The organism is Portibacter lacus (assembly GCF_021533215.1).
Classification (GTDB): domain Bacteria; phylum Bacteroidota; class Bacteroidia; order Chitinophagales; family Saprospiraceae; genus Portibacter; species Portibacter lacus.
In genome coordinates, this window is sequence record NZ_JAJNKA010000013.1 from 134,625 (window position 1) to 157,424 (window position 22,800).

Genomic DNA, 22,800 nt, shown 5'->3' on the forward strand with positions numbered 1-22,800 from the left:
AATCACCCATTAGGGTGATTCGGATAACATGTGTTTTAGATAATTTTAATGATAATTTAAAATCATATGTATAAGATAATCACAATATTATTATGTTTTTTTTCGACATTGGTTTTTTCTCAAGACTTATATTGGGTAAATAAATTTGGTGGAAATTTTGGAGACCCAGCAAACTGGTCCCAATCTTCAGGTGGCAGCGGAGGTCAGGGAATACCTGATCAGAACACAACTGTAATTTTTGATGCTAATTCTGGACTTCATACTGGAGAAGAAATTGTTTTTCAGGCAGGGGTAACCTATGAAGTTAGTACCATCATCATTGAACAAGATTTAGATAATTTCACCTTGGATTTTGAGGGGACAGTAAGCAATCCTACAACGCTAAAAGTATTCAAAGACATATATATTTATACTCCTGTCATCACTTCTTTTACAGAAGCCGTTAGCTTTGCGAATGAGGTGTTGATCGAAGGAAATAGTGTGAAGCACAATCTCATTACATCGGGTATTAATTTGAATCATATAGAATTTAAAGATGCAATAGGTGATTATTTGCAATACACGGATTTATATGCTTCCTCTCGAATTAGGATGTATGGAGGGGAGTGGCAGACGAATGGATTTGAAGTTAGAACTGAAGGTTTACTTTTATTTCATGATAGCCAAGCGTCTAATAATCAATATTCTAAGGATGTATATACTGATGGTTCTGAAATATTTTGTGGAACCTTTGATGCTAAGTTTGTGTATGGGTCTCTAGATTTTATAGGAAGTCATACAATTCATGCGGAAGTGTTTAAAGGTAATCCTTCTCAATTGAATAATACAACAACATATGATGAGCTGGTTTTGCAAGATTACGAGCCTGGGTTAAGTAATCCGATTGAAGATAATAACATGGATTGTGCAGGTTGTGTTTTTGCAAGTGTTACCATTGATGATGTTGATGTTACAAGGATAGGCGGAGGTGTCGAAATAAATTCATTAACTATTCTGAATACAGATAATATTATCCAGATCAATGGAGGAAATGGTAGAGAAAATATTATTCACTTAAATGTCGTAAATACACCGAGCCTTGGCCCTTGTAACACCATGCCTACTATAGAAGCGAAATATACTTCTTCTGTAACAATAGAATCAATAAATTCAGCTGTAACACTCTTTCGTCTAAAATTATATAATGTTTCCGCTGGAAGTTCGGGCACTTATTATTTAAATGCTGGGATACTATCAGGTAGTTCTACAGGATGGAATATAATTAATCCTTTGCCAGCTATTGATTATTATTGGACAAACGCGGGGGGTGACTTTTTGTGGACCTATTTTAAGAATTGGGATTCTTCAGCAAACAATGGCTGCATTCCTACAGCAGTTGATAATGTAATTATTGATAATGCATCACCTTCTCAAATAATAATTCCATCCAACTTCGAAGCATCTTGTCATGATTTTTCATGGATAAAAGATAACGGAGTCATAGATTTAGAATTAAATGAGCCATTAAATGTAACTGGTGATTTATATGTTGCAAAATTCGCAACTTTTTCAGGAAATGAAGGCATACGATTTTCTGGAAATGGTCAAATTAATATTTACTCTGAGTCGGAATTGCCTTCTTTGAGATTTGAAAGTAAAGGCACTGATTTTTTACTGAATAGTCCCTTAAATTGTGAATCCATGTTTTTCGATGGGGCAAATTTTTATACCAATGGAAAAGATGTCCTTACCGGCTCTTGGTCAGTGGATAATGTAGACGGTAATAATTTTTATTTCAATAACTCAGATATTACTGTAAATGGTAGCTTAAATCTTGCTGCAAATAATGGCGTGGATCAAGTTTTAGATGCAGGTACGAGCACCATAACTTGTGAATCCTTTCAATCAAGAAAGTCGTATGATTTTTACAACCTTACATTGACCAATCCAAGTACCTATTCTTTTGAAAATTGGCCTTTTAGCTTTAATGTTTTGAATGCTAGTGGCACTGGGAAAGTGCGCGTAATAGCAGATATGGAATTAGAAGAATTAATCTTAAATAACGAGGATTCAGAAATTGAAATTCTACCGAATGTAGAGATAACGGTCAACAAAGAAATTAAGTCTAATTCTTCAAGTTTGCCAGCTAGCCTCAGATCAACCAGTAATACCAATCGAGGAAAAATTATTAATCCTGATGGTAATTTATGCATCGTTGGTCCAATAGATATCGAGAATATAGAAGGAATTGTGGAAGGTGTTTTCCATGCACCAGGAGGTAATAATATTGGAGGAAATATAGGGATTAATTTTACACCATTTAACACTTCTCAAAGTATCCCACTTTACTGGACAGGGAAAACAAATGAAAATTTTGCAACCAGAAGTAATTGGTCCACAGTATCGGGTGGATGCAGCACAAATTATAATCCACAAAATAGACCTAGGCTGATTTTTGATGAGCACAGTTATTATAAAAATAATAATATGGTTTTGTATACTGTCATGAACACTAATATTCTAGAGTTTAGAAACATCACTGATGAGTTTACTGTAGATAATAGGGTAGACCTGACATTTGATCAATTGGATATTGTGAGCAGTTACGTGAAATTTATAGGCAAAGATTATAATATAGGAACAAGAGTGAATATTAGTAATGGCACTCTTCTGGACATGGCTGCAGAAAGAATGATGTCTCCGGAGTGGAATATTTTCACTTCAACTGTAAATAGTCTTATTGTAGTTAGGGATGATTCTGAACTAATCCAGACGGAATAAATTTATGATAAAGATGCTTAATCGATTCTAAATTTTAATTCTTATCAGCCAACCGAATCCCATCTTTCTCCATCGTGATCAATCTCTTTTTATAAAGACCACCTACGGACTTCTTGAAAAGCTTTTTACTCAGTCGGAACTTACTTCTTATAGCATCTGGGTCACTCTTGTCATTAAACGGAAGAAAGCCATCCTCTTTCTTAAGCATATCGAGAATTTTCTGTCCATTCGGCTCGATACTTTGATGACCAAGAGGAGTAAGACTAACGTCTATCTTTCCATCTTCTCTGATTGGCTTGATATATCCTTTTAATTTTTGGCCATGCCTCAGAATTTCGTGCACATCACTTTCATAAATTAATCCCTCATATTTCTGATTAATGATAACCACATAACCTAATTTCGTTTCCCCATAAACGATCAGATCTACTTCTTGACCAAAAGCAATATCGTCTTCAGCGATTGACACTAAATAGTTCTTCAATTTTGCCGTTCCTACTAGCCGATTGGTCATTTCATCAATATACATGTGTATGACATAATCTCGGTTCGGAATCATATCCTTAGCTTGGTTTCGATAAGGTATCAATAAATCCTTTTCTATACCCATATCACAAAATGCACCGACCATGTTTATTTCGGACACCCTAAGTGTTTCGAATCCTCCTAGTTCAATTAATGGCTTTGATTCCGTTGCAACGATCGATTCTCCATCATTATAGACAAAGACTTCTAAAAAATCACCAACTTCTCCCTTGCTATCTTCAATTTCTAATCCACCTTCCAACTTTAATCCTGTCTTGGTTTTCTCAAGAATTGCTAATTTCTGCGTTTTGCCTATCTTTATCATACCACAAAATTAATTATATTCTATTATGAAAGCAAAATCATTTACGATATATCACAATCTAGTGATCAATGGCAGTAAGAAAGATGTCTTTGAAGCAATTTCTGATCCCAATCACCTTGTGAATTGGTGGCCACTGAAGTGTAGTGGTGAAGTTAAATTGGGTGGGGTCTATCGACTCTTTTTCTCCGAAGAATACGATTGGCTTGCTAAAGTCGTGTATTTCGATCCTTATAATACATTTGAGTTAAGCATGATCAAATCAGATGAAGATTGGGCTACAACATCTTTCAAGTATGAATTAGTGGAGAAAAAGGGAAAGTTATGGCTGAATTTTTCGCATGAAGGTTGGGAAACAGAGAATGATCACTTCAAGCATTCATCTTATTGCTGGGCGATGTTGCTCAATGGTCTAAAAAATTATGTGGAGAAAGGTAGTATTATTCCTTTTGTAGATAGGGCTTAAAATTGGCACTGATCAGAAAACCATCTTACGAGTTCTCTTTCGTCTATTCCACTCTGCGCTGTAAGGCTATTTTTACCAGGTTCTACTTCTACTATTGTGGCTTTTGTACTCCCCAGTAATTCAAGTTGGTGTACGAATTCAGAAAGATCGTAATCGAATCCTCCAGCATGATCACTTGCCCAGTTCACATTACTACGTACATAAGCTCGAAGGGGAAGCCTCGTGAAGTATGCCGCGTTTCCTCCATTTCTTACCGTTTTAGTGTAAGGTGAATAACTGTTATACCTAGCTTTACTGGTGGTCGGACTGCCATCTAATTCTTGAACTAGATATTTCTTAGTGACGTGTTGTTCCTTAATTGTCAATTGATCAAGTGGAATTTCAATAGGTTTGTCCAACAATTTATAAAATCTATTCATGTCTAGTGGTGAATCACTGATGGCAATTGCTCTAGGTTTTAGATCTTCGTAGGCTTTGTTTTGCATGATGAATATGGTCAATTTTAGAGCTCTTGTCCCTGAAAGCGCAATTCCGTAAAAGAATAAGTTATTTTTCGGAATTTTAAAATTATCGCAAACCTTCAATATATCGTCAGCGAGTGCTTTCGATTTGTGATCTGAAAAAAGAAATTCAAGAGGATTATCTGTTGTAGTATACATTAAAGCAAGCTTGCTTCTTAAAGCATATTTAATCAGATTATCTTGATAGAGGCTGTCTCTTCTTTGGAATGGGATGATGATCATTCCCTTGGTTTCCTTGCCATTCGGTAACCAAAGTGTGTATCCTGGCTCGATTGCAGGAACTGAAATTCCAGGAATAAGTTCGACTTCATTCGAAGGTACGGGATATCGAACGTTAATTACTTTTTGAGCATTGGCACTACCTAAAAGCAAGAGTAAACCTATTAAAAGTTGAAATTTCATTACTTAAGATCAAGCAATAAATGAGCCAGTAATATTATCGGATTTATAGCAAACCAATCTTGCTTTGGACATTACCACTGTAGAACGAGGCAAGAGCAACCTTAGACTTTTACATTATAGAGTAAGAACATGATCTAAAAAAAAACATGATCTCTACTGGCCTTTGACATAAACACCTCGTGCATTAAGCTTATAAGTTGCAACACCGTCATCACCCATTCGAAATATACTCCGATCTTTTCCTATTCTTGATTTAATATCTCCGTTAGGCCCATCCTCACAAACCAATATCGAAGAATTTCTCATTCCATATTGATCATAGGTGTTGAAATAGATTTGTGAATTTCTAGGCCCTTCTTTTTCTACTACGATTAAGTAGTAATTATCTTTTTTCTCAGCCATTACCGCATTGAAAGATATTTCAGACCATTCATCCTCAGTCCAATCTCTGACATCAGTGCTTATGTATTCTATTACCGCATCTTTTCCTAGAGAAGTTTTACTCATCAAATCGTCACAAGTCATTTCCTTATCAGGAAGTACATCAAATAACTTATAAAATGATTCTATTTTCACAGAAAGCGGATTTTCTTTTTTAGAAGTTTCAACAGCCGAAGTCGATGGAGCAGTTGTTTGTGAATTACAAGAGGCGGTGAAAAAAATACTAATGCACAACCAAGTTAATATTCTCATTTGTATTATTTAAAGATGATGGATCTTCTATACCAACTGATTTTAATGTTGAAATATTGACCAAATTGCCTAAATCTTTTACAGGAGTGGACTGAAATTCGATTTCTTCTATCTTACAACTTGCAGGAATTTCACCTTCGTATGTCTGGTAATCCATTACATCAAACTGTAAGTGCTTAAGTGAAGGCAAACTTAATATTTCTGTAGGTAGATGATCGAGATCTGAAGAATTCACAATGAGTTTTTCAAGCTTTGTTAACATGGTGAAATTATCTGGAATCTCCTTACATTCTAAGTTGTAAAATAGCAAGTACTCTAAGTTTTGGAAAAAGCTTAAGTCACATAATTTTCGTAGGTCTTCACATGTCACTTTAGTATCTAAAACTAAAGTCTTAATGTAATTGAGATTACTTTTAGTATTAATCATGAGGCATATGTCCTCCGAAAAGACAAGCTCTGAGTTTGCATTCATTTCCACGGTTGATTTATCAGATTTACAAGATAACATTGGCAATAAAAGACATAGTAAAAGGAAAGTTGTTTTCATTATCTTCCTGTAGGTGACCAGTGAATCGCATCATCATCTAGAATCCTAGTGACGTTAAATTCTTCAAGACCCAATTTAGCTAAAGGTTTAGAACCACAATTTTTCAAGAAGGCACCATCACTTGTAGAAGATGGTGTTTCAGCTGCAGCATTAATCGTATAATTATTGCCATTTTTCTGAACTACTTTTTCAGTAAAATTAAAGCTAATGTTCATATCGACCGCATTTCCTAAGTTATGCTTACTTAGACTTCCACCCATTTCATCTTTTACACCTCTTGCCGCCCGAGTTCCAATTCTAAACTCACCTCTAACGATATCGGCTTGGGATTTAGACTTAGCAACATCTATGGTTCCATCTTCCTTATAATGAATCCAGTCCACAGGTAATCCATATCTTATACTTTGGGCTTGGGCTCTCTGGAGTTGATCTTCTGATCCTTTAGAAGCTCTGATTGCCGAATCGAAAACCATAGATCTAAGTGGATGCCGTAATCCAGCAGTGATAGACGTAGACATACCATTCTCTCCTAAGAAATCCATGAAACTTTGCAGATTAGAACCAAATGTAGTTCCTAAATCTGCTACATTTGTTGAATTAGGGAAAAATTGGTCCACTACTGCTTTGACTCCGGAACCACTCATTATAGTAGCAGCCCTAGAAGCTTCTGGATCTACCCGCTGCATAACATCTGAATAGTCCTCACCTCCATCCTTTTCATATTGATCAGCATGATCCGATGGATTCCAAAACTGAGCGTATAGATTTCCCATACTCGTCCAGTTCTCTATTGTACCTCCGCTTTGCTCGTATTTTACTTTTCCAATATTGATCTTATTCGTCTTTCCTGTTGGCAGGACTTCCTTAGTTTCTAGAAGGGTTACTTTAGTCCACTTCGTAATGGTTGGTTTACCAGATTTCGGATCGCCATTACTATCTCTAATGATAGCGTTGCCGTCAAATATCGTGTATTGGTCCTCCACTTTTTCTTCTTCCTTTTCATCAAGGTCGCCATCATTGTCAGGTACCTTTTCTGGTGCCGACTTTATGTCTAAAATTGCATCTACACGTTCTTTTGCTTTAAGGTTTCCTCCTCGTTTTGTTGAGTTTAGATAACCACCAAGTTCAGAGCTCATCTTTTCTAACACTTGAACATCAAATTCATTCAATTCGTTATCAGAAGATTGGTCAACTAAACTGCATGCGAGGTTGTCCCGCTGGTACCAGTATAATTTCGAGAAAAGGTTGAGTACTGAATTTGGATGAGTAGCACAGAAAGGCTTAACCATTTCAGCCATTTTCTTTAGGTCAATGTCTCCATTATCATACATCTCATATATCTCATTCAATCCCGCTTTTTCTTCCGTAGCTCCTTCTTCTGTTTCACCACCTTGTTCTTGTTCTGGCTCTTGGTCTGGGGTTTCTTTTGCTGGTGCTTTAATTGCGATTAATCGCGTTTCAGTTCCACCACCTACTTCGACTAAACCATCAGCACCTTTCCAGTATGTCAATTGAAATTTTTTCACATAATCACCAATGGTTGTTTCATCAAGTGACTGCATAACAGCTGCATATTCATCAGGCGTAATCGTACCGTTAAGCACGAGTCTCGCCATTACTTTATCAACATCTGATTTCTTATTTGGTGCTCCGTATCCTACGTTGGTAGAAATAAGTCTTTCTTTAGCAAGATGTGTATCAAGATCTACACCTACTGATTCTTTTAATAGTTCACCAGTTTGATCACTATCTGCAAGCATTTCATCCTTTGTTTTTACATCGTCTGAAACGACAATTTCTTTCCCTGCATCTTGCTGTTCTACAAGTTCTCCAAGTATCTTTCCAAAACGAGTGAAAACTTGTTCTGTCCAATTTTTATCTTTTTTATCTCCTCCAGAATGTAGCGCTACAACATCCTTCGTCGCTTTTATTTGTGCGGATTTTGACTTGCCTTCACAAGCTTCAGCTATTTCCTTATTATACTTACGCGCACCTCCTGCACCACGCCAATAGTTCAAGTAAACCATTACTTCTACGACTGCAGGATGGAATTTATCCATGTCGATTCCACTTTCATATTCTGGAATGGTAAGGTCTAATAATTTTAATGCCTGTTCCTTCGTAATCATCATCCCAGTGTTCCGAAGTTTAGAGGTCATCTCAGCGGCTTTTACCCCTTTAAGACCAGCAGCATCAGATAAGCTTTCAGCATCTGCCTCCGGAAATCCAGCATTGATTAATCTTGTTCGTACATCTGCTTTCACTCTACTTCCCATATCATATCCGTATCCAATTGTTAGACCTGAGTTATTAGGATAAGTTCCTAAGACATGTCCTGAGGGTAGGGTTTCGGTGTAAGCAGAATTATTGTAAATAGATCTTTTGGCACTTCTTACATAGGTTCCAGATGACCGTTTCACGAATCGGTCATTTTCATCTTTATTGTACTTAGCAACGTTGCCATTTGCTTTTTCAGCATCTGTTGCAGGTTTGAAAACTGCGAGATTCTCAGGCATGTGTGGTCTTCGGACATCGTGTTTTCCACCATCCATAAAACCTTCTATTCCTAATTGCATAAAGCCTTTAGAAATCTCGTAAGTTTCTTTTTCTGGACTATCGCCTTCTGGATTCGCAGCTGTTTTTTCTTGTTCAGACTCTTGTTTAGCGCCTGCTACTTGAGGTTCATTTAATTGGAATGGTGCATCTGCCTCACCATTAGATTGGCTGCCTTCGTTTTCAGCTTTAAGCTGAAGAACAGGCGGCGCCATTTGTAATTCATCTTGATTTTCGGCTTCCTCAGATTCACCATTAGGCGAAGAGGATTTGATAAAGTTTCTACTACCCCTAAATTTCATTGTGGTAAAATAGGATATTTAAACTTTATTGTCAATGCGATAAATGTTAAGTTCTATAAAGAAGAGCTTGTCATAATTTACTGAGCTCAGATAACTCATTAATATTCAATGTTCAACAAAACGGACGTGTTGCGTTTTTTTTATAAATATAATGCTAAAATTTATCGAATTCCGTGTTTGATTTCTTCAGTAGAACATTAATTGTAATATTAAAAGTACAATCTGACTCCTAATCCACCACCAAGATCCACGTTCGTTTTATCTAAAAGCGCTAACCTAGGTGTAACTCTTAAGTAAATTTCGAGTTGTCGGTAAACCATACTTAGACCTCCTGTTGCACTGATTCCTAGATCTATGGCATCCTTGAGTTCTTTATTATCAATAATTCCTACAAAAGCACCTGGTCCATATATGAAATGCAAATATTCAGAACCACCAATGTGTTTGTAATAAAGAGCATGAGCATTGACATAGAAAAACTTATCTAGATCCCAAGCAGCAAGAATATCCACCGTTGGACCTGCATTTCTATAAAAGTTTAAGGAAAGTCCCGAAGGTTCACCAAACTGTAATCCGATTCCCACATCACCAGAACTCCTTTGAGCATTTGCAGTTAAGAGTGTAAGCGAGATTAGTATTGATAATATGTATTTCATCTTTCGTTTTTATTTAAGAAAGATAGGATACATATTTTTTGTTCGATTTAGTGCTAAGCTATTTATAATGGTATAGCTATCGTTAATCTAAAAATAGCGCTGCAAATCTAATTGCAACGCTATGGTTTTTCTACTTTAATTCTCGAAATTATATTTCTGGTCCAGCAGCTACAATTTCTTTACTGGCTTGAGCTGCATATTTCTGAAAATTCTTTTCAAATCTCGCCGCTAAGTTCTTGGCTTGTTTGTCAAATTCTTCCTCATTTCTCCAAGTATCTCTTGGGTTCAGAATCGCATTCGGAACATCCGGGCAAGTCTTCGGAATCTGCAAATTAAAAATAGGCATCGTTTGATATTCTACACTTACTAATTTTCCAGTTAATGCAGCTTTAATCATAGACCTTGTAAATGCTAATTCCATTCTAGAGCCTTCTCCATAAGGGCCACCTGTCCAGCCGGTATTAATCAACCATACGTCGATCGTTCCTTCACCAGAATCTGTCCCTTTTTCAATTTTCGCTCCTAGTAAATCAGCATATTTTGTTGGATGCAGTGGTAAGAAAGGTGCGCCAAAACAAGCAGAGAATGTTGCTTGTGGTTCCACAATTCCTTCTTCTGTTCCAGCGATCTTTGCGGTGTAACCACTAATAAAATGATACATCGCTTGCTCCTTCGTTAACTTGGAAATCGGAGGCAATACACCGAAAGCATCACAGGTTAAGAAGAATATATTTTCAGGAAGGTCACCTCTTGAATTGTACATAATGTTATCGATGTGATAGATCGGATAACTTACCCTTGTATTCTGGGTGAGAGACACATCTTCATAATCGACCGTTCTTCCATCTTCTTTGAAACCCACATTCTCCAGCAATGCTCCGAATTTTATAGCACTCCAGATTTGTGGTTCCTTAGAAGCAGATAAATCGATGGTTTTCGCATAACATCCACCTTCAAAATTGAAAACAGAAGAATTAGACCATCCGTGTTCATCATCTCCGATTAATCGTCGATCAGGATCATTCGAAAGCGTCGTTTTCCCAGTTCCAGAAAGACCGAAAAATAATGCCGTATCTCCTTGTGTCCCTACATTCGCAGAACAGTGCATCGGAAGAACATTATGCTCCACTGGTAATATAAAATTCAACGCAGAAAAAATCCCTTTTTTAATTTCACCTGTGTAAGCAGTGCCACCAATGATGATGACTCGCTTTGTGAAATTAATGATAGAATAATTATTCTGACGTGTACCATTCACTTTCGGATCGGCTTCTACTCCTGGAAATGCATAGACATTCCAGTCTGCTTGAAATCCAATTAATTCCTTGGTACTTGGCCTAAGAAACATATTGTATGCAAACATAGATTGCCATGGAAATTCAGCATGAACTCTAACCTTTAGCTTGTAATTCGGATTAGCGCACGCGTGAGCATCTCTCGTGTAGATTGCATCGAGTCCATCCATGTATTTCATGGTTTTTTCGAATAACTCGTCGTAGTGCTTTTCAGAGATAGGGATGTTAATTTCACCCCAATCTACAACATCAGTTGTAATCTCATCTTTAACGATGAATCTGTCCTTTGGGGACCGTCCAGTGAACTTACCCGTATTAACGACGAGTGCACCAGAACTACTTAATTTTCCTTGATCCTTTTTGATGGATTCTTCCACCAATGCGGCTGGGAACAAGTTGTTTTTAATTCTTGTCATTAGTTTCTTTTTCTTTCGAGTGCAAAGGTATTTTTTTACTTTAAATTCTGCAATATATGTGCTACTCTTTCTATTTCTTCTTTGGTATTGTAATAATGTAATGATAATCTATTGCTGGAATCAATATTTTTATTGTTCATATCAGATAAAGATGTGAAAGGCAGACAGATAGAACTGTTTACTTTGTGCGCTTGTAAGTGTTGATGAATCTCTTCGGAGGTGTTTTTATTAGAGGTCAATGTTATAATTCCACTCCATTCATGACCTGGCCCATCTTGAATCGTTACACCTTCTATATTTCGGAATTTTTCTCTTGCAAACTCCGCTAATGATTTAATTCGCTTCCAAATGTTTTCAATTCCTAATTCATTAGCATATCGAATGGCTTCTTGGAAACCCATCATTGTTGCATATGGTTTTTCAAAGCATTCAAACATCTTAGAGGTATAATTGAGTTCGTATTTTTGTTCAGATTCCCAATTGGCCCCAATGGCCTCAAGCATGTAGGGATCTAGTTTGGGGTATATGTTTTTATTGGCATATAAAAAGCCCATTCCTCTAGGACCTCGAAGATATTTTCTACTTGTTGCAGTAAGGAAATCGCAGTGAACTTCATCGACATAAGTCGGATATTGACCTATAGACTGGCAACTATCTATCATGTAAAAAGCACCATGGTTCTTGGTGATTTCTCCGATCTCTGCGACAGGAGCAATAGCACCCGAACTTGTTGGCATGTGCGTTATAGAGACTAATTTTGTTTTCTTGCTCAGTGATTTTTTTAACAATTCAATGTCCACTGGACCTTGGTCGTTGCCTGGAATAGTTATGATCTGAACGCCTTTGTCATTTTTCAACTTAAGGTAGTTCAAAAAGTTATTGCTGTATTCTATTTCGCTTGTAATAATTTCATCATCTGGGGAGAAAGGGATCGCATAAAGTGCTTTAGAAAAAGCAGTGGAAGCATTATCCGTTATAGCGATTTCGTCAACTTCAGACCTAATAAGCTTTGCAATCTCAGTATATATTCCATTAATATCTTCAGTGTGTTTGGCTGCCATTTCGTATCCGCCTACATATTCTTCTTCTGTGAGAAAAGCTTTAATAGCCTGATTTACGATTCTAGGAGGTAAAGATGCGCCTGCGTTGTTAAAGTGAATAATGTTTTCGCAGTTCAAAGTATCTTTCCTTATTTTGTCGATATCCATAATAAAGATTTAATTGTACAATACATATGTTAAAGAAAGGTTTACTACAAATATGCTTTTTATTATTTTCAATTGTTGTTATTGGTCAAGTGAAATTTGAACCAGGATACTATATCAAAGAATCTGGAGAAAAAATAGAAGGGTATATTTTGAATATTGATTGGAAGAATAATCCTACTTCTTTCAATTTTAAGGAAACAGCTGAGGGTGATGATGTGGAAATCAGCATAGAAGATGCTTTAGAATATGGAGTAGATGGATTTTCAGCTTATCAACGACATGTAGTTAAAGTAGATCAGTCGCTGAATAATAGGACAGGGTTGTCATCTGAAAGAAACCCGAATTACAAAGAAGAAACGCTATTTTTAAAAATTCTGGTAGACAGTAACATTGGCTTGCTGAAATATGAAAGCAATCAATATGTTAGGTTTTTTTACAGGGAAGGCAAGAATGTACCAGTTCAATTAATTTATAAAAAGTATTACAAGACTTCTGATAGAATCGCGGAGAATGTAGATTTTCAGCAGCAGATTAAAAATTTAGCTGGCCAGACATTTATGAGTGCTAGTAAAGTGAATAGTCTGAAGTACACGGAGAAAAGTTTGGTCCAGGTATTCAAGGATATCAATGTAGGACAAGGGGCCGAATACACATCATATAGTTCTGAGCGTGTGCATCTCATTCCAATATATTCATTTGTGGTTGGGAGTCGATATTTGAACAATGAGATTAAGAATTCGTCTTCAAATTTTAAAGGTACAGCTGCTGCAAGTTTAAGTTACCTCTTAGGAGGAGAGGTAAAGATTGTTTTGCCATTTAGAAAGGATACTTGGAGCGTTTATATGGGGCTCTATTATCATAATCTTTCAGGCATGAGAGATATTGATTTTGTAAGTCAAAAGATTCCTCAATCGCAAGGGATTTTAGATATTAAGTACAACACTTTGGAGTTGAACTTGGGTTTTAGACAACGTTTTTTTGCAAACTCAAAACCGAAATATTACTTTTTCGGTGCAGGTTCTCTTAATATTGCGATGCAGCGAAAATTTGAAATCTTGGATTATATTGATTTAGAACCAAATACGAGTCTTAATTATAACGTAGGGATTGGATGCAATATAGTGCCTAGTTTTACAATAGAAATTTCTTATGCAACACCGAGAAATTACTTAAATAGCTATACTTTTTGGGATACTGAACAGCAAGGTGTTGGATTATTATTGAAATATCAATTGTAGAGGAAAAATTATGTTTAAAAAGACTTTAATACACCTATGTTTTTTATTCTTTTCATTGTCAGTCTTTGGGCAAATTAATTTTAAACAAGGTTACTACGTTAATACAACTGGAGAGAAAGTCGAAGGATTGATTTCTAATTCTGACTGGAGTGATCATCCTTCAGTTTTTTATTTCAAATCCAGTCCAGAAAGTCTAAATGTTGAATTAGGGATAAATGATGCTATAGAATATGGAATAGAGGGGCAATCAAAATTTCAGAAACATATTGTGGATATTGATAGATCATTGAGTAGCAGAGTAGGGATGTCTAATAAAAGAAATCCAATATTCGAAAAAGACACTTTGTTCTTAAGTGTGGTAATCGAAGGTTCTATCAGTTTGCTTAAGTATGAGAGCAATCAATATTTTAGATACTTCTATAAAGAAACGGGCAAAGCTCCCATACAACTAATCTATAAAAAATATTATAAATCCTCAGATCAAATTGGCCAAAATAAAGAGTTTCAACAACAGATTAAGAACCTTTCTGTGAATGGATCTATGAGTGATTCAGAGATGGGCAGAATTCAATATAATGAGAGAAGTCTATTCAGAATATTTAAGGAGCTGAATGAAAAGAACCAGACAGATTACATTACTTTTGGAGAAGATAAGGTGAATCAGAAAATACAGTTTTATGCTGTTGGTGGTACCCGATATTTGAACAATGAAATAAAGGAATTTGCAAACTATTACTCGGGTAGTGTTCCATATGAATTTACTTTTCTTATGGGACTTGAAAGTGAGTTAATCTTACCCTTTAAGAACAATAGATGGAGCTTATATTTTGGAAGTTATTTTCATAGATATTCAGGTGAAAAAGAAATTGAATATTCAAGTAGAATAATACCAAAATCTGTTGGGACTATGAATATTTCTTATAATACAATAGAACTTAATTTTGGCGTTAGAAACCGAGTTTTCATAAATTCGAGGCCAGTTTTTTATATTTTTCCAGCAATTTCTTTAAATTTTCCAATTAATGGAACGATATCGTTTCCTGAGGATAACACTTATAAAATAAATACTTGTTTCAATTATAATATTGGAATGGGATATAATCCTACATCAAAGATCACGATTGAACTATCTTTTTCGACTCTAAAGGATTTTCTTCATAAAACAGAATACCAAACTGAACAGCAAGGCATCGGATTGTTAGTGAAGTACAATCTGAATAGACAGAAAAGTTCGGAATAAGGTAGACCCTAATATTTACATTCCAGTTTAGAAAATGAATAGGTAAGCTGGGAATGAAATGAAGAGACTGCTTAGCCATTTTATATAGGAACATTCAGCTTTTCAATCCTTACCATCGCTGTACATCTATGCTAGGCTTCCATCTAAAACTGGACAGGTCCGAATCTCAATTTTTTTTGTTAGCTATTTCTTCACTATTTCGGCTTAACTGTCCCTGCTCTTACATCTAGTTTAAAGGTCCAAAATAACTGCATGCTGTAACCCTACATATTCCTCCGATACTTTCCACCTACTTGATAAAGTCCTGTCGTTAATTGACCTAAAGAACAAACCTTAGTTGCCTCCATTAGGGCATTGAATATATTACCATTCGATAAGGAAACCTGCTTAACATCTTCTATGGCATTAATAATTCGATCTGGATTAACCAACTTCATACCTTCGAGATTTTCAACTTGCAAATTCTTTTCTTCTACAGTCGCTCTAATCACCTCCTTTGGTAAAATAGTCTTAGAACCATCCTTTCCCAGAAAAGTATTCACACCAATAATCGGATATTCGCCAGTATGCTTCAGCATTTCATAATGCATACTTTCTTCTTGTATTTTTCCGCGCTGATACATGGTTTCCATCGCTCCTAATACTCCACCTCTTTCGGTTATCCGATCAAATTCTAACAACACCGCCTCTTCCACTAAATCGGTTAAATCCTCAATGATGAAAGAACCCTGAAGTGGATTTTCATTCTTGGCTAATCCCAGTTCCTTATTGATAATCATCTGAATAGCAACTGCTCTTCGGACAGATTCTTCCGTCGGCGTTGTGATGGCTTCGTCATAAGCATTCGTGTGAAGTGAATTGCAATTATCATAGATTGCATACAAGGCTTGAAGGGTAGTTCTAATATCATTGAATGCAATTTCCTGCGCATGCAGCGATCTACCTGAAGTTTGAATGTGATATTTTAGTTTTTGTGATCTTTCATTCGCACCATATTTATATTTCATCGCCTTGGCCCAAATTCTTCTAGCCACCCGACCGATCACCGCATATTCTGGATCGATTCCATTGGAAAAGAAAAAGGAAAGATTCGGTGCGAATTCATCAATTTTCATTCCTCTGGATAAGTAGTATTCTACGAAAGTAAATCCATTCGATAAGGTAAATGCTAATTGGCTAATCGGATTCGCTCCAGCTTCAGCAATGTGATAACCAGAGATAGAAACGCTGTAGAAATTTCGAACTTGGTTGGTGATGAAATGTGCTTGCATATCACCCATCAATTTCAATGAAAATTCCGTGGAAAATATACAAGTATTCTGCGCTTGATCTTCTTTTAGAATATCTGCCTGAACTGTTCCTCGAACGGACTTTAACGCTTTACCTTTTAGGTCATCGTAGATGCTTTCTTCTAGAATTTCATCGCCCGTTAACCCTAATAACATTAATCCTAAACCATTATTTCCTTCTGGTAAATCTCCATGGTATTGCGGTCTAGCCAAACCACGATTATCGTACTTTTTCTTAAATACGGATTCTACTTTTTCTTGTAATCCATGTTCAATAATGTATTTTTCACACTGTTGATCTATCGCTGCATTCATGAAATATGCACAGATGATCGCCGCAGGCCCATTAATCGTCATGGAAACGGAAGTCTTCGGATCGCACAAGTCAAATCCTGAATAAAGCTTCTTCGCATCATTTAGCGAACAAATACTCACACCAGAATTACCTATTTTTCCATATATGTCTGGTCGCATGTCTGGATCTTCACCATACAAGGTAACTGAGTCGAATGCCGTGGATAATCGCTTTGTCTCACTTCCTAGTGAAAGATAGTGAAATCGTTTATTCGTTCTCTCTGGTCCACCTTCACCAGCAAACATTCTCGTCGGATCTTCACCTTCTCTTTTAAACGGAAAAACACCAGCAGTAAATGGAAATTGACCAGGTACATTTTCTTGGAGTAACCATTTTAATAAATCACCCCAGTTCGAATACTTCGGTAAAGCGATTTTAGGAATCTGGTTTTTAGAAAGAGAGGTTGTGAAATTATTGATTTTAATCTCCTTGCCTCGAACTTTGAAACTGAAAAACTCCTCTCGATAAGCTGCTTTTGTATCTGGCCATGCTTCGAGGATTTTTAGATTGTTGGGAATGATTTGTTCTTTGATCTCTTCCTTTTTACGAGCTAAGTCTTCACTTTCCACATAAGCAGAAGCGACTTCAAGGCTTTGGAAATCACTGGCTAATTTGGCTTGTTGTTCTGCATTTTCATCATATTGCCTAATGGTTTCTGATATTTCACTGAGGTATCTGACACGCGCCCCTGGAATGATTACGTGCTTTTCGCTTTCTTTTAGGTCAATGTTTTCAAGTTCTTCAGAAGGATACAGAATCGTAATTAGTTTGTTGAAAAAGGAATTGGTTCCTGGATCATTAAACTGTGATGCAATGGTTCCGATGACTGGCATTTCATCAAGATCCTTATCCCATAGATCGTTGTTTCGCTGGTATTGTTTCTTAACATCTCTAAGCGCATCGAGAGAACCTCTCTTGTCAAATTTATTCAAGACGATGAGGTTAGCAAAATCTAACATGTCAATTTTCTCGAGTTGCGTCGCAGCACCGAACTCTGGTGTCATCACATAGACGGAAAAGTCTGCATGATCTACAATTTCACTGTCGGACTGTCCTATTCCAGAAGTTTCAAGAATGATGAGGTCAAATTTTGCCTTTTTATATATCGCAATAACACTGCTGATGTGCTTCGAAAGTGCAAGATTGTATTGTCTAGTCGCTAAAGAACGCATGAAAACATTCGGGTGATCGATAGCATTCATGCGAATCCGATCACCTAACAAGGCGCCACCTGTCTTCCTCTTAGAGGGATCCACGGATATAATGCCCAGCGTCTTGTCTGGAAACATTCTGGTATATCTGAGCACAAGTTCATCTACTAAACTGGACTTCCCTGCACCTCCAGTTCCTGTAATTCCTAGGACTGGACTGCCCTCAATTCCTGACCATTCTTTTATCCAATCCACTGATTTGTCAGGGTAGTTTTCAGCAGTAGTGATTAAAGAGGCGATGAGTGATGAATCAGAAATAGCAATATTTTCTGGAATAGACTTTACAGGTTCATGAGCAAAATCACATTGACCTAAAAGATCATTAATCATCCCTTGCAAACCCAATGCTCGTCCATCATCAGGGGAATAAATTCGCGTGATTCCATAATCCTGTAATTCTTTAATTTCTTCAGGTAGGATTGTTCCACCACCGCCACCAAATATTTTAATTTGTGAAGCTCCCTTATCTTGTAGCAGGTCGAAAGCATATTTGAAATATTCAATATGACCACCTTGGTAAGAAGTGAGCGCAATTCCTTGGACGTCTTCTTGGATGGCTGCATCGACGATTTCGCCTACTGACCTGTTGTGACCTAAATGTATAACCTCCGCACCTGATTTTTGCAGGATTCTCCTCATGATATTGATGGCAACATCATGACCATCAAATAAAGATCCAGCTGTTAATATTCTGATCTTGTTTTTGGATTGATATGGTTTTACTGTCTTCATATGTTCTCTTTCTCTCTTACCAGATTATAAATGGCTTTAAAAATTTCCTCTTCGTTAGGTTTAGAAGCATAATCACCGTCATTACCATAGGCTGGTCGGTGCGCTTTAGCAGTCAATGTCGCTGGTGGTCTATCTAGATGATAGTAAGCTTTTTGCTTTTCGATCACCTCTTGCATCATAAAGGCAGTGGCTCCTCCAGGCAAATCTTCGTCGATGAAAATTACGCGGTTCGTCTTCTTAATTGAAGCACCTATGACATGTTCTAAGTCAAACGGAAGTAAAGTCTGTACATCTATTAATTCAGGGCTGATTCCGAATTCTTGCAACCGCAAACAAGCTCTTTCCACTAACCTTAAGGTGGATCCATAACTAACTACTGTTACTTCTTCACCTGGAATTAAGATTTCTGGAACACCTAAAGAAATGCAATACTCACCTATGTTAGAAGGCATTTTTTCTTTCACTCGGTAGCCATTCAGACATTCTACGATGATTGCAGGATCTACTGATTTTAGCAAAGTATTATACATGCCAGCCGCTTGAGTCATATTCCTTGGTACCAGAACATGAATTCCACGCATCGCACCTAGAAGCATCGCCATGGGAGATCCAGAATGCCAGATTCCTTCCAGTCGATGACCTCTCGTTCTGATAATCGCAGGAGCGGATTGTTTTCCATTAGTACGATAGTGAAGTGTTGCTAGGTCATCTGAAAGCGGTGAAAAAGCGTATGGTAAATAATCGAGGTATTGAATTTCAGCAATGGGTCTTAATCCACGCATGGCCATCCCGATTCCTTGTCCGACGATGGTCCACTCTCTAATACCTGTATCAAAAATTCTGTCTTCGCCGTACTTTAACTGAAGGCCCGAAAAAGCTTGATTGACATCGCCAATTTTACCTACATCTTCTCCAAATGCATAAACTCTTGGATCTTTTTTAAAGAGTTGGTCGAAGTAGGCATTTAAGATTTGGAAGCCTGGAACTTCTTCAGCATCTTCATCAAATTCTACCTCGATAGGTGGCACTAAAAGAGCGCTTTTTGGTCCTTGATGTAGAAGATGCGTATTGAAATTTTCTTTTATGAAGCTGTGGTGATTATGAATCCATTCATCCAATGCTTCAGTCTTGATGTCCTTTGTAGAAAAGTTAAATTTGATACGTTCTGCAAAGGCGATCAACTCGGAATTATCAGCAAATACTTCTTTTTTTAATTTGGTTAATGCAAGCGGTAGGAAGTCATAATGATGATATACACTTGCCAAGTTTTCGATAATCGGGATGAGTTCAGCTTTCGCTTTAGCTATAGGCTCAGTGTACATTTTCCAAGCTTTATTCTTACCCTTATTAACGGATTCTTTTGCGCTTTTCTCTATTTTGGTCAGTACATCTGGATCTACATTAAAAGTATCTAGAATCCATGATTTTAATTTAGATAGTCCATCGAATTCAGCTTCCCATTGTAGTCTTTCCTTAGATTTGTATCGTTGATGTGAGCCAGAAGTAGAGTGACCTTGTGGTTGAGTGCATTCCTTTATGTGAAAAATAGCAGGAATATTGGTTTCCCGAATTTTAGAAATTCCATTATCGAATAGCTTTACAAGATTGTTGTAATCCCAAGCTAATCCGGTATAAATATCAAGGCCTTTTTCATGTTCATTCGCTTGGAAACCTTTCAGCACTTTAGAGATGTCGCCCTTTGTGGTTTGGTAAGAAGTAGGTACAGAAATGCCATATCCATCGTCGAGGATGATAAAGGCAATTGGGATCTGCATGATTCCAGCGGCATTAACGGATTCAAAGAAAACGCCTTCTGCCGTGGTGGCATCACCTACGATACAGAAAGTAACTTCATTTCCTCGTTTGCTAAAATTTGACTGGTTTCTTAAATAGTCATTCGACTGATAACTTTTCGTTGCTAAAGCAAGACCCAATGCTCTAGGAACATTGCTTGCCAGTGAAGCCATAGGAGCAGTGACGTTATATTGCTCAGACTGATCTAGCCAATTTCCTTCAGGATCTATCATTTGGGTTGCGAAGTGATTATTCATTTGGCGTCCGCCAGAATATTCATCATTTATAGCATCACCATAAAGCGCGGAGAAGTATTTTCTAGGATTCAGTAAGTCTTTCGCGAGAATAGCAGTCTGGTCTCTGTAATATCCTGCCCAATAATCACCTTTCTCGAAGCTTTTCGCTGCTGCAATGAGCGGCAATTCTTTTCCGGCTCCGCCAATTCCAAACTTAGCTTTTCCTGTGAGCACTTCTTTTCTCATGAGTAGACTCATTTCTCTACTCACACATGCTAGTTCGAAGTCCGCTAAGACTTCTTCAATGTCTAAATGGTTCGTGTCCTCATCGAAGGACTTCAATTTAGTTTTCATGTTTCTCTTTTTAATCATTGTTAAGAACTAAAGCTGCTATTTCAGATGGCTTAAATCGATAGCGAACTTATCATCATTCTAAAAGCACGCTAAAGCGGAATATTTCCGTGTTTGCGAGCAGGTCTAATAACAACTTTGTTTTGGATTGCACTAAACGCTTTTATCAATTTACGCCGAGTGGCTTTCGGCTCAATTATTTCGTCTATAAATCCTCTATCTGCTGCTGAATATGGATTCGCAAATAATGCGGCATATTCATCTTCTTTTTCTTTAAGTTTGGCTGTTTTGTCTTTTGCTTCAGAGATTTCTTTCTTGAAAATAATCTCACTTGCTCCTTTTGCACCCATAACCGCAATTTCCGCTTGTGGCCAAGCAAAATTAAAATCAGCTCCTATGTGTTTTGAGTTCATCACATCATATGCACCTCCATATGCTTTTCTAGTGATGACGGAAATTCTTGGTACTGTCGCTTCACTAAAAGCATATAGTAATTTGGCTCCGTTCAAGATTATTCCTTGCCATTCCTGATCTGTTCCTGGTAGAAAGCCTGGAACGTCAACAAGGACTAACATTGGCACATTAAAACAATCGCATGTTCTTACAAATCTTGCGGCCTTTTTAGAACTCTCTACATCTAGAACACCTGCGAGGCTAAAAGGTTGATTAGCAATGATTCCGATGCTTTTTCCACCTAATCTCGCATAGCCGACAATAATGTTATCTGCGTAGTTTTCATGGATTTCGAAAAAGCTGTCTAGGTCTACAATTCCTGCGATAACATCCTTCATGTCGTATGGCTTATTCGACGTATCTGGTAGAATGGTCTCTAATTCTTCTCGAATTTCATTTCCGAATTCGAACGGAAGATCTATAGTTTTTTCTTCGCAATTCTGAGGTAGATAGGAGAGAAGTCTCTTAATTTTTAAGATGCAATCTAGATCGTTCTGAGCGGTAAGGTGTGTGACACCAGATTTGGTAGAATGAGCACTTGCACCACCCAGGTCTTCGGCAGTAACCTCTTCATTGGTGACTGTTTTGACAACGTTCGGGCCGGTGACAAACATGTAAGAACTGCCCTCTACCATAATGGTGTAATCTGTCATAGCTGGTGAATACACGGCGCCTCCAGCACATGGTCCCATGATGGCTGAAATCTGAGGAACGACACCAGATGCTTGAACATTTCTGTAGAAAATATCGGCGTAACCACCTAGAGAACGAACGCCCTCTTGGATTCTCGCACCTCCTGAATCATTTAATCCGATAATCGGCGCGCCAGCTTTTATGGCGAGATCCATGACTTTACATATTTTTTCTGCGTGTGTTTCGGATAAGGAGCCTCCGAAAACGGTGAAGTCTTGAGCAAAAATGTAGACTAGTCTCTGGGCAATTGTTCCATAGCCGGTCACCACACCATCGCCATAGAATTTTTGATCTTCCATGCCGAAATCTTTGGTTCGATGCGTGACCAATCCACCGATTTCTTCGAATGAATCGTCATCAAGTAAGAGCTGAACGCGCTCTCTTGCGGTTAATTTTCCCTTCGCATGTTGTTTGTCAATTCTTTTTTGACCTCCACCAAGATGGGATAACGCTATTTTATCTTTTAATTCTTTCATTTTACTTCTTTTTTTCTCGGAATAAATTCCTAGCTCCAGTTCAAAGTTCTACAACCAATTAAGTCT

15 protein-coding genes are annotated in these 22,800 nt (G+C 37.3%); 4 read left to right on the forward strand and 11 right to left on the reverse strand.

The features are described 5' to 3' along the window. The first annotated feature begins 66 nt into the window (after positions 1 to 66). On the forward strand, positions 67 to 2,760 hold the full coding sequence (locus L2586_RS19375; RefSeq protein ID WP_235294601.1) for a hypothetical protein: 2,694 nt from the start codon (positions 67 to 69) through the stop codon (positions 2,758 to 2,760). A 34-nt stretch (positions 2,761 to 2,794) separates the two neighbouring features. On the opposite strand, the gene L2586_RS19380 is transcribed toward L2586_RS19375, so the two are convergent. After that, positions 2,795 to 3,610 (reverse strand): S1 RNA-binding domain-containing protein, encoded by an 816-nt coding sequence (locus L2586_RS19380; protein ID WP_235294602.1) that lies wholly within the window; start codon positions 3,608 to 3,610, stop codon positions 2,795 to 2,797. A gap of 25 nt (positions 3,611 to 3,635) precedes the next feature. On the opposite strand from L2586_RS19380, the gene L2586_RS19385 reads away from it, so the two are divergent. Then, positions 3,636 to 4,073, forward strand: a complete 438-nt coding sequence (locus L2586_RS19385; RefSeq protein ID WP_235294603.1) for an SRPBCC family protein — start codon at positions 3,636 to 3,638, stop codon at positions 4,071 to 4,073. On the opposite strand, the gene L2586_RS19390 is transcribed toward L2586_RS19385, so the two are convergent. The 7 genes from L2586_RS19390 to L2586_RS19420 all read right to left on the reverse strand — a co-directional run bounded on the left by L2586_RS19390 (position 4,070) and on the right by L2586_RS19420 (position 12,666). Continuing rightward, on the reverse strand, positions 4,070 to 4,996 hold the full coding sequence (locus L2586_RS19390) for a hypothetical protein (protein ID WP_235294604.1): 927 nt from the start codon (positions 4,994 to 4,996) through the stop codon (positions 4,070 to 4,072). The two genes, L2586_RS19385 and L2586_RS19390, sit on opposite strands and share 4 nt — an antisense overlap. 153 nt (positions 4,997 to 5,149) lie before the next feature. Further along, positions 5,150 to 5,689: a hypothetical protein gene (locus L2586_RS19395; protein ID WP_235294605.1), complete on the reverse strand. Its 540-nt coding sequence runs from the start codon at positions 5,687 to 5,689 to the stop codon at positions 5,150 to 5,152. Further along, positions 5,661 to 6,116, reverse strand: a complete 456-nt coding sequence (locus L2586_RS19400) for a leucine-rich repeat domain-containing protein (RefSeq protein WP_235294606.1) — start codon at positions 6,114 to 6,116, stop codon at positions 5,661 to 5,663. The genes L2586_RS19395 and L2586_RS19400 overlap by 29 nt, the downstream gene beginning before the upstream one ends. Before the next feature lie 119 nt (positions 6,117 to 6,235). After that, positions 6,236 to 9,091, reverse strand: a complete 2,856-nt coding sequence (locus L2586_RS19405) for a lysozyme family protein (protein WP_235294607.1) — start codon at positions 9,089 to 9,091, stop codon at positions 6,236 to 6,238. A gap of 209 nt (positions 9,092 to 9,300) precedes the next feature. After that, the gene (locus L2586_RS19410; RefSeq protein WP_235294608.1) at positions 9,301 to 9,747 is read right to left on the reverse strand and encodes a hypothetical protein; all 447 of its coding nucleotides are present in this window, start codon (positions 9,745 to 9,747) and stop codon (positions 9,301 to 9,303) included. A 148-nt stretch (positions 9,748 to 9,895) separates the two neighbouring features. Continuing rightward, positions 9,896 to 11,512 (reverse strand): phosphoenolpyruvate carboxykinase (ATP), encoded by a 1,617-nt coding sequence (gene pckA / locus L2586_RS19415; protein ID WP_284283288.1) that lies wholly within the window; start codon positions 11,510 to 11,512, stop codon positions 9,896 to 9,898. Next, the gene (locus tag L2586_RS19420; protein WP_235294610.1) at positions 11,494 to 12,666 is read right to left on the reverse strand and encodes an aminotransferase class V-fold PLP-dependent enzyme; all 1,173 of its coding nucleotides are present in this window, start codon (positions 12,664 to 12,666) and stop codon (positions 11,494 to 11,496) included. The genes pckA and L2586_RS19420 overlap by 19 nt, the downstream gene beginning before the upstream one ends. A 26-nt stretch (positions 12,667 to 12,692) precedes the next feature. On the opposite strand from L2586_RS19420, the gene L2586_RS19425 reads away from it, so the two are divergent. Both L2586_RS19425 and L2586_RS19430 read left to right on the forward strand, forming a co-directional pair. After that, positions 12,693 to 13,904 carry a hypothetical protein gene (locus L2586_RS19425; protein ID WP_235294611.1) on the forward strand — a complete coding sequence of 404 codons (1,212 nt, stop codon included), beginning with the start codon at positions 12,693 to 12,695 and terminating at the stop codon, positions 13,902 to 13,904. Between the two features lie 55 nt (positions 13,905 to 13,959). Then, positions 13,960 to 15,144 carry a hypothetical protein gene (locus L2586_RS19430; RefSeq protein WP_235294612.1) on the forward strand — a complete coding sequence of 395 codons (1,185 nt, stop codon included), beginning with the start codon at positions 13,960 to 13,962 and terminating at the stop codon, positions 15,142 to 15,144. A gap of 263 nt (positions 15,145 to 15,407) precedes the next feature. On the opposite strand, the gene L2586_RS19435 is transcribed toward L2586_RS19430, so the two are convergent. From L2586_RS19435 to L2586_RS19445, 3 genes are all read right to left on the reverse strand, one after another. Continuing rightward, the gene (locus L2586_RS19435) at positions 15,408 to 18,731 is read right to left on the reverse strand and encodes a methylmalonyl-CoA mutase family protein (protein ID WP_235294613.1); all 3,324 of its coding nucleotides are present in this window, start codon (positions 18,729 to 18,731) and stop codon (positions 15,408 to 15,410) included. Beyond that, entirely contained in the window at positions 18,728 to 21,115 is a 2,388-nt protein-coding gene (locus tag L2586_RS19440) for an alpha-ketoacid dehydrogenase subunit alpha/beta (RefSeq protein ID WP_235294614.1), read from the reverse strand. Before L2586_RS19440 ends, L2586_RS19435 begins: the two co-directional genes overlap by 4 nt. An 89-nt stretch (positions 21,116 to 21,204) precedes the next feature. Then, positions 21,205 to 22,734, reverse strand: a complete 1,530-nt coding sequence (locus L2586_RS19445) for an acyl-CoA carboxylase subunit beta (protein ID WP_235294615.1) — start codon at positions 22,732 to 22,734, stop codon at positions 21,205 to 21,207. Positions 22,735 to 22,800: the final 66 nt, after the last annotated feature.

Coding starts and splice junctions, on each gene's coding strand:
- L2586_RS19375 (WP_235294601.1), top strand. CDS start 67: ATGTATAAGATAATCACAATATTATTATGTTTTTTTTCGACATTGGTT.
- L2586_RS19380 (WP_235294602.1), bottom strand. CDS start 3,610: ATGATAAAGATAGGCAAAACGCAGAAATTAGCAATTCTTGAGAAAACC.
- L2586_RS19385 (WP_235294603.1), top strand. CDS start 3,636: ATGAAAGCAAAATCATTTACGATATATCACAATCTAGTGATCAATGGC.
- L2586_RS19390 (WP_235294604.1), bottom strand. CDS start 4,996: ATGAAATTTCAACTTTTAATAGGTTTACTCTTGCTTTTAGGTAGTGCC.
- L2586_RS19395 (WP_235294605.1), bottom strand. CDS start 5,689: ATGAGAATATTAACTTGGTTGTGCATTAGTATTTTTTTCACCGCCTCT.
- L2586_RS19400 (WP_235294606.1), bottom strand. CDS start 6,116: ATGATTAATACTAAAAGTAATCTCAATTACATTAAGACTTTAGTTTTA.
- L2586_RS19405 (WP_235294607.1), bottom strand. CDS start 9,091: ATGAAATTTAGGGGTAGTAGAAACTTTATCAAATCCTCTTCGCCTAAT.
- L2586_RS19410 (WP_235294608.1), bottom strand. CDS start 9,747: ATGAAATACATATTATCAATACTAATCTCGCTTACACTCTTAACTGCA.
- L2586_RS19420 (WP_235294610.1), bottom strand. CDS start 12,666: ATGGATATCGACAAAATAAGGAAAGATACTTTGAACTGCGAAAACATT.
- L2586_RS19425 (WP_235294611.1), top strand. CDS start 12,693: ATGTTAAAGAAAGGTTTACTACAAATATGCTTTTTATTATTTTCAATT.
- L2586_RS19435 (WP_235294613.1), bottom strand. CDS start 18,731: ATGAAGACAGTAAAACCATATCAATCCAAAAACAAGATCAGAATATTA.
- L2586_RS19440 (WP_235294614.1), bottom strand. CDS start 21,115: ATGAAAACTAAATTGAAGTCCTTCGATGAGGACACGAACCATTTAGAC.
- L2586_RS19445 (WP_235294615.1), bottom strand. CDS start 22,734: ATGAAAGAATTAAAAGATAAAATAGCGTTATCCCATCTTGGTGGAGGT.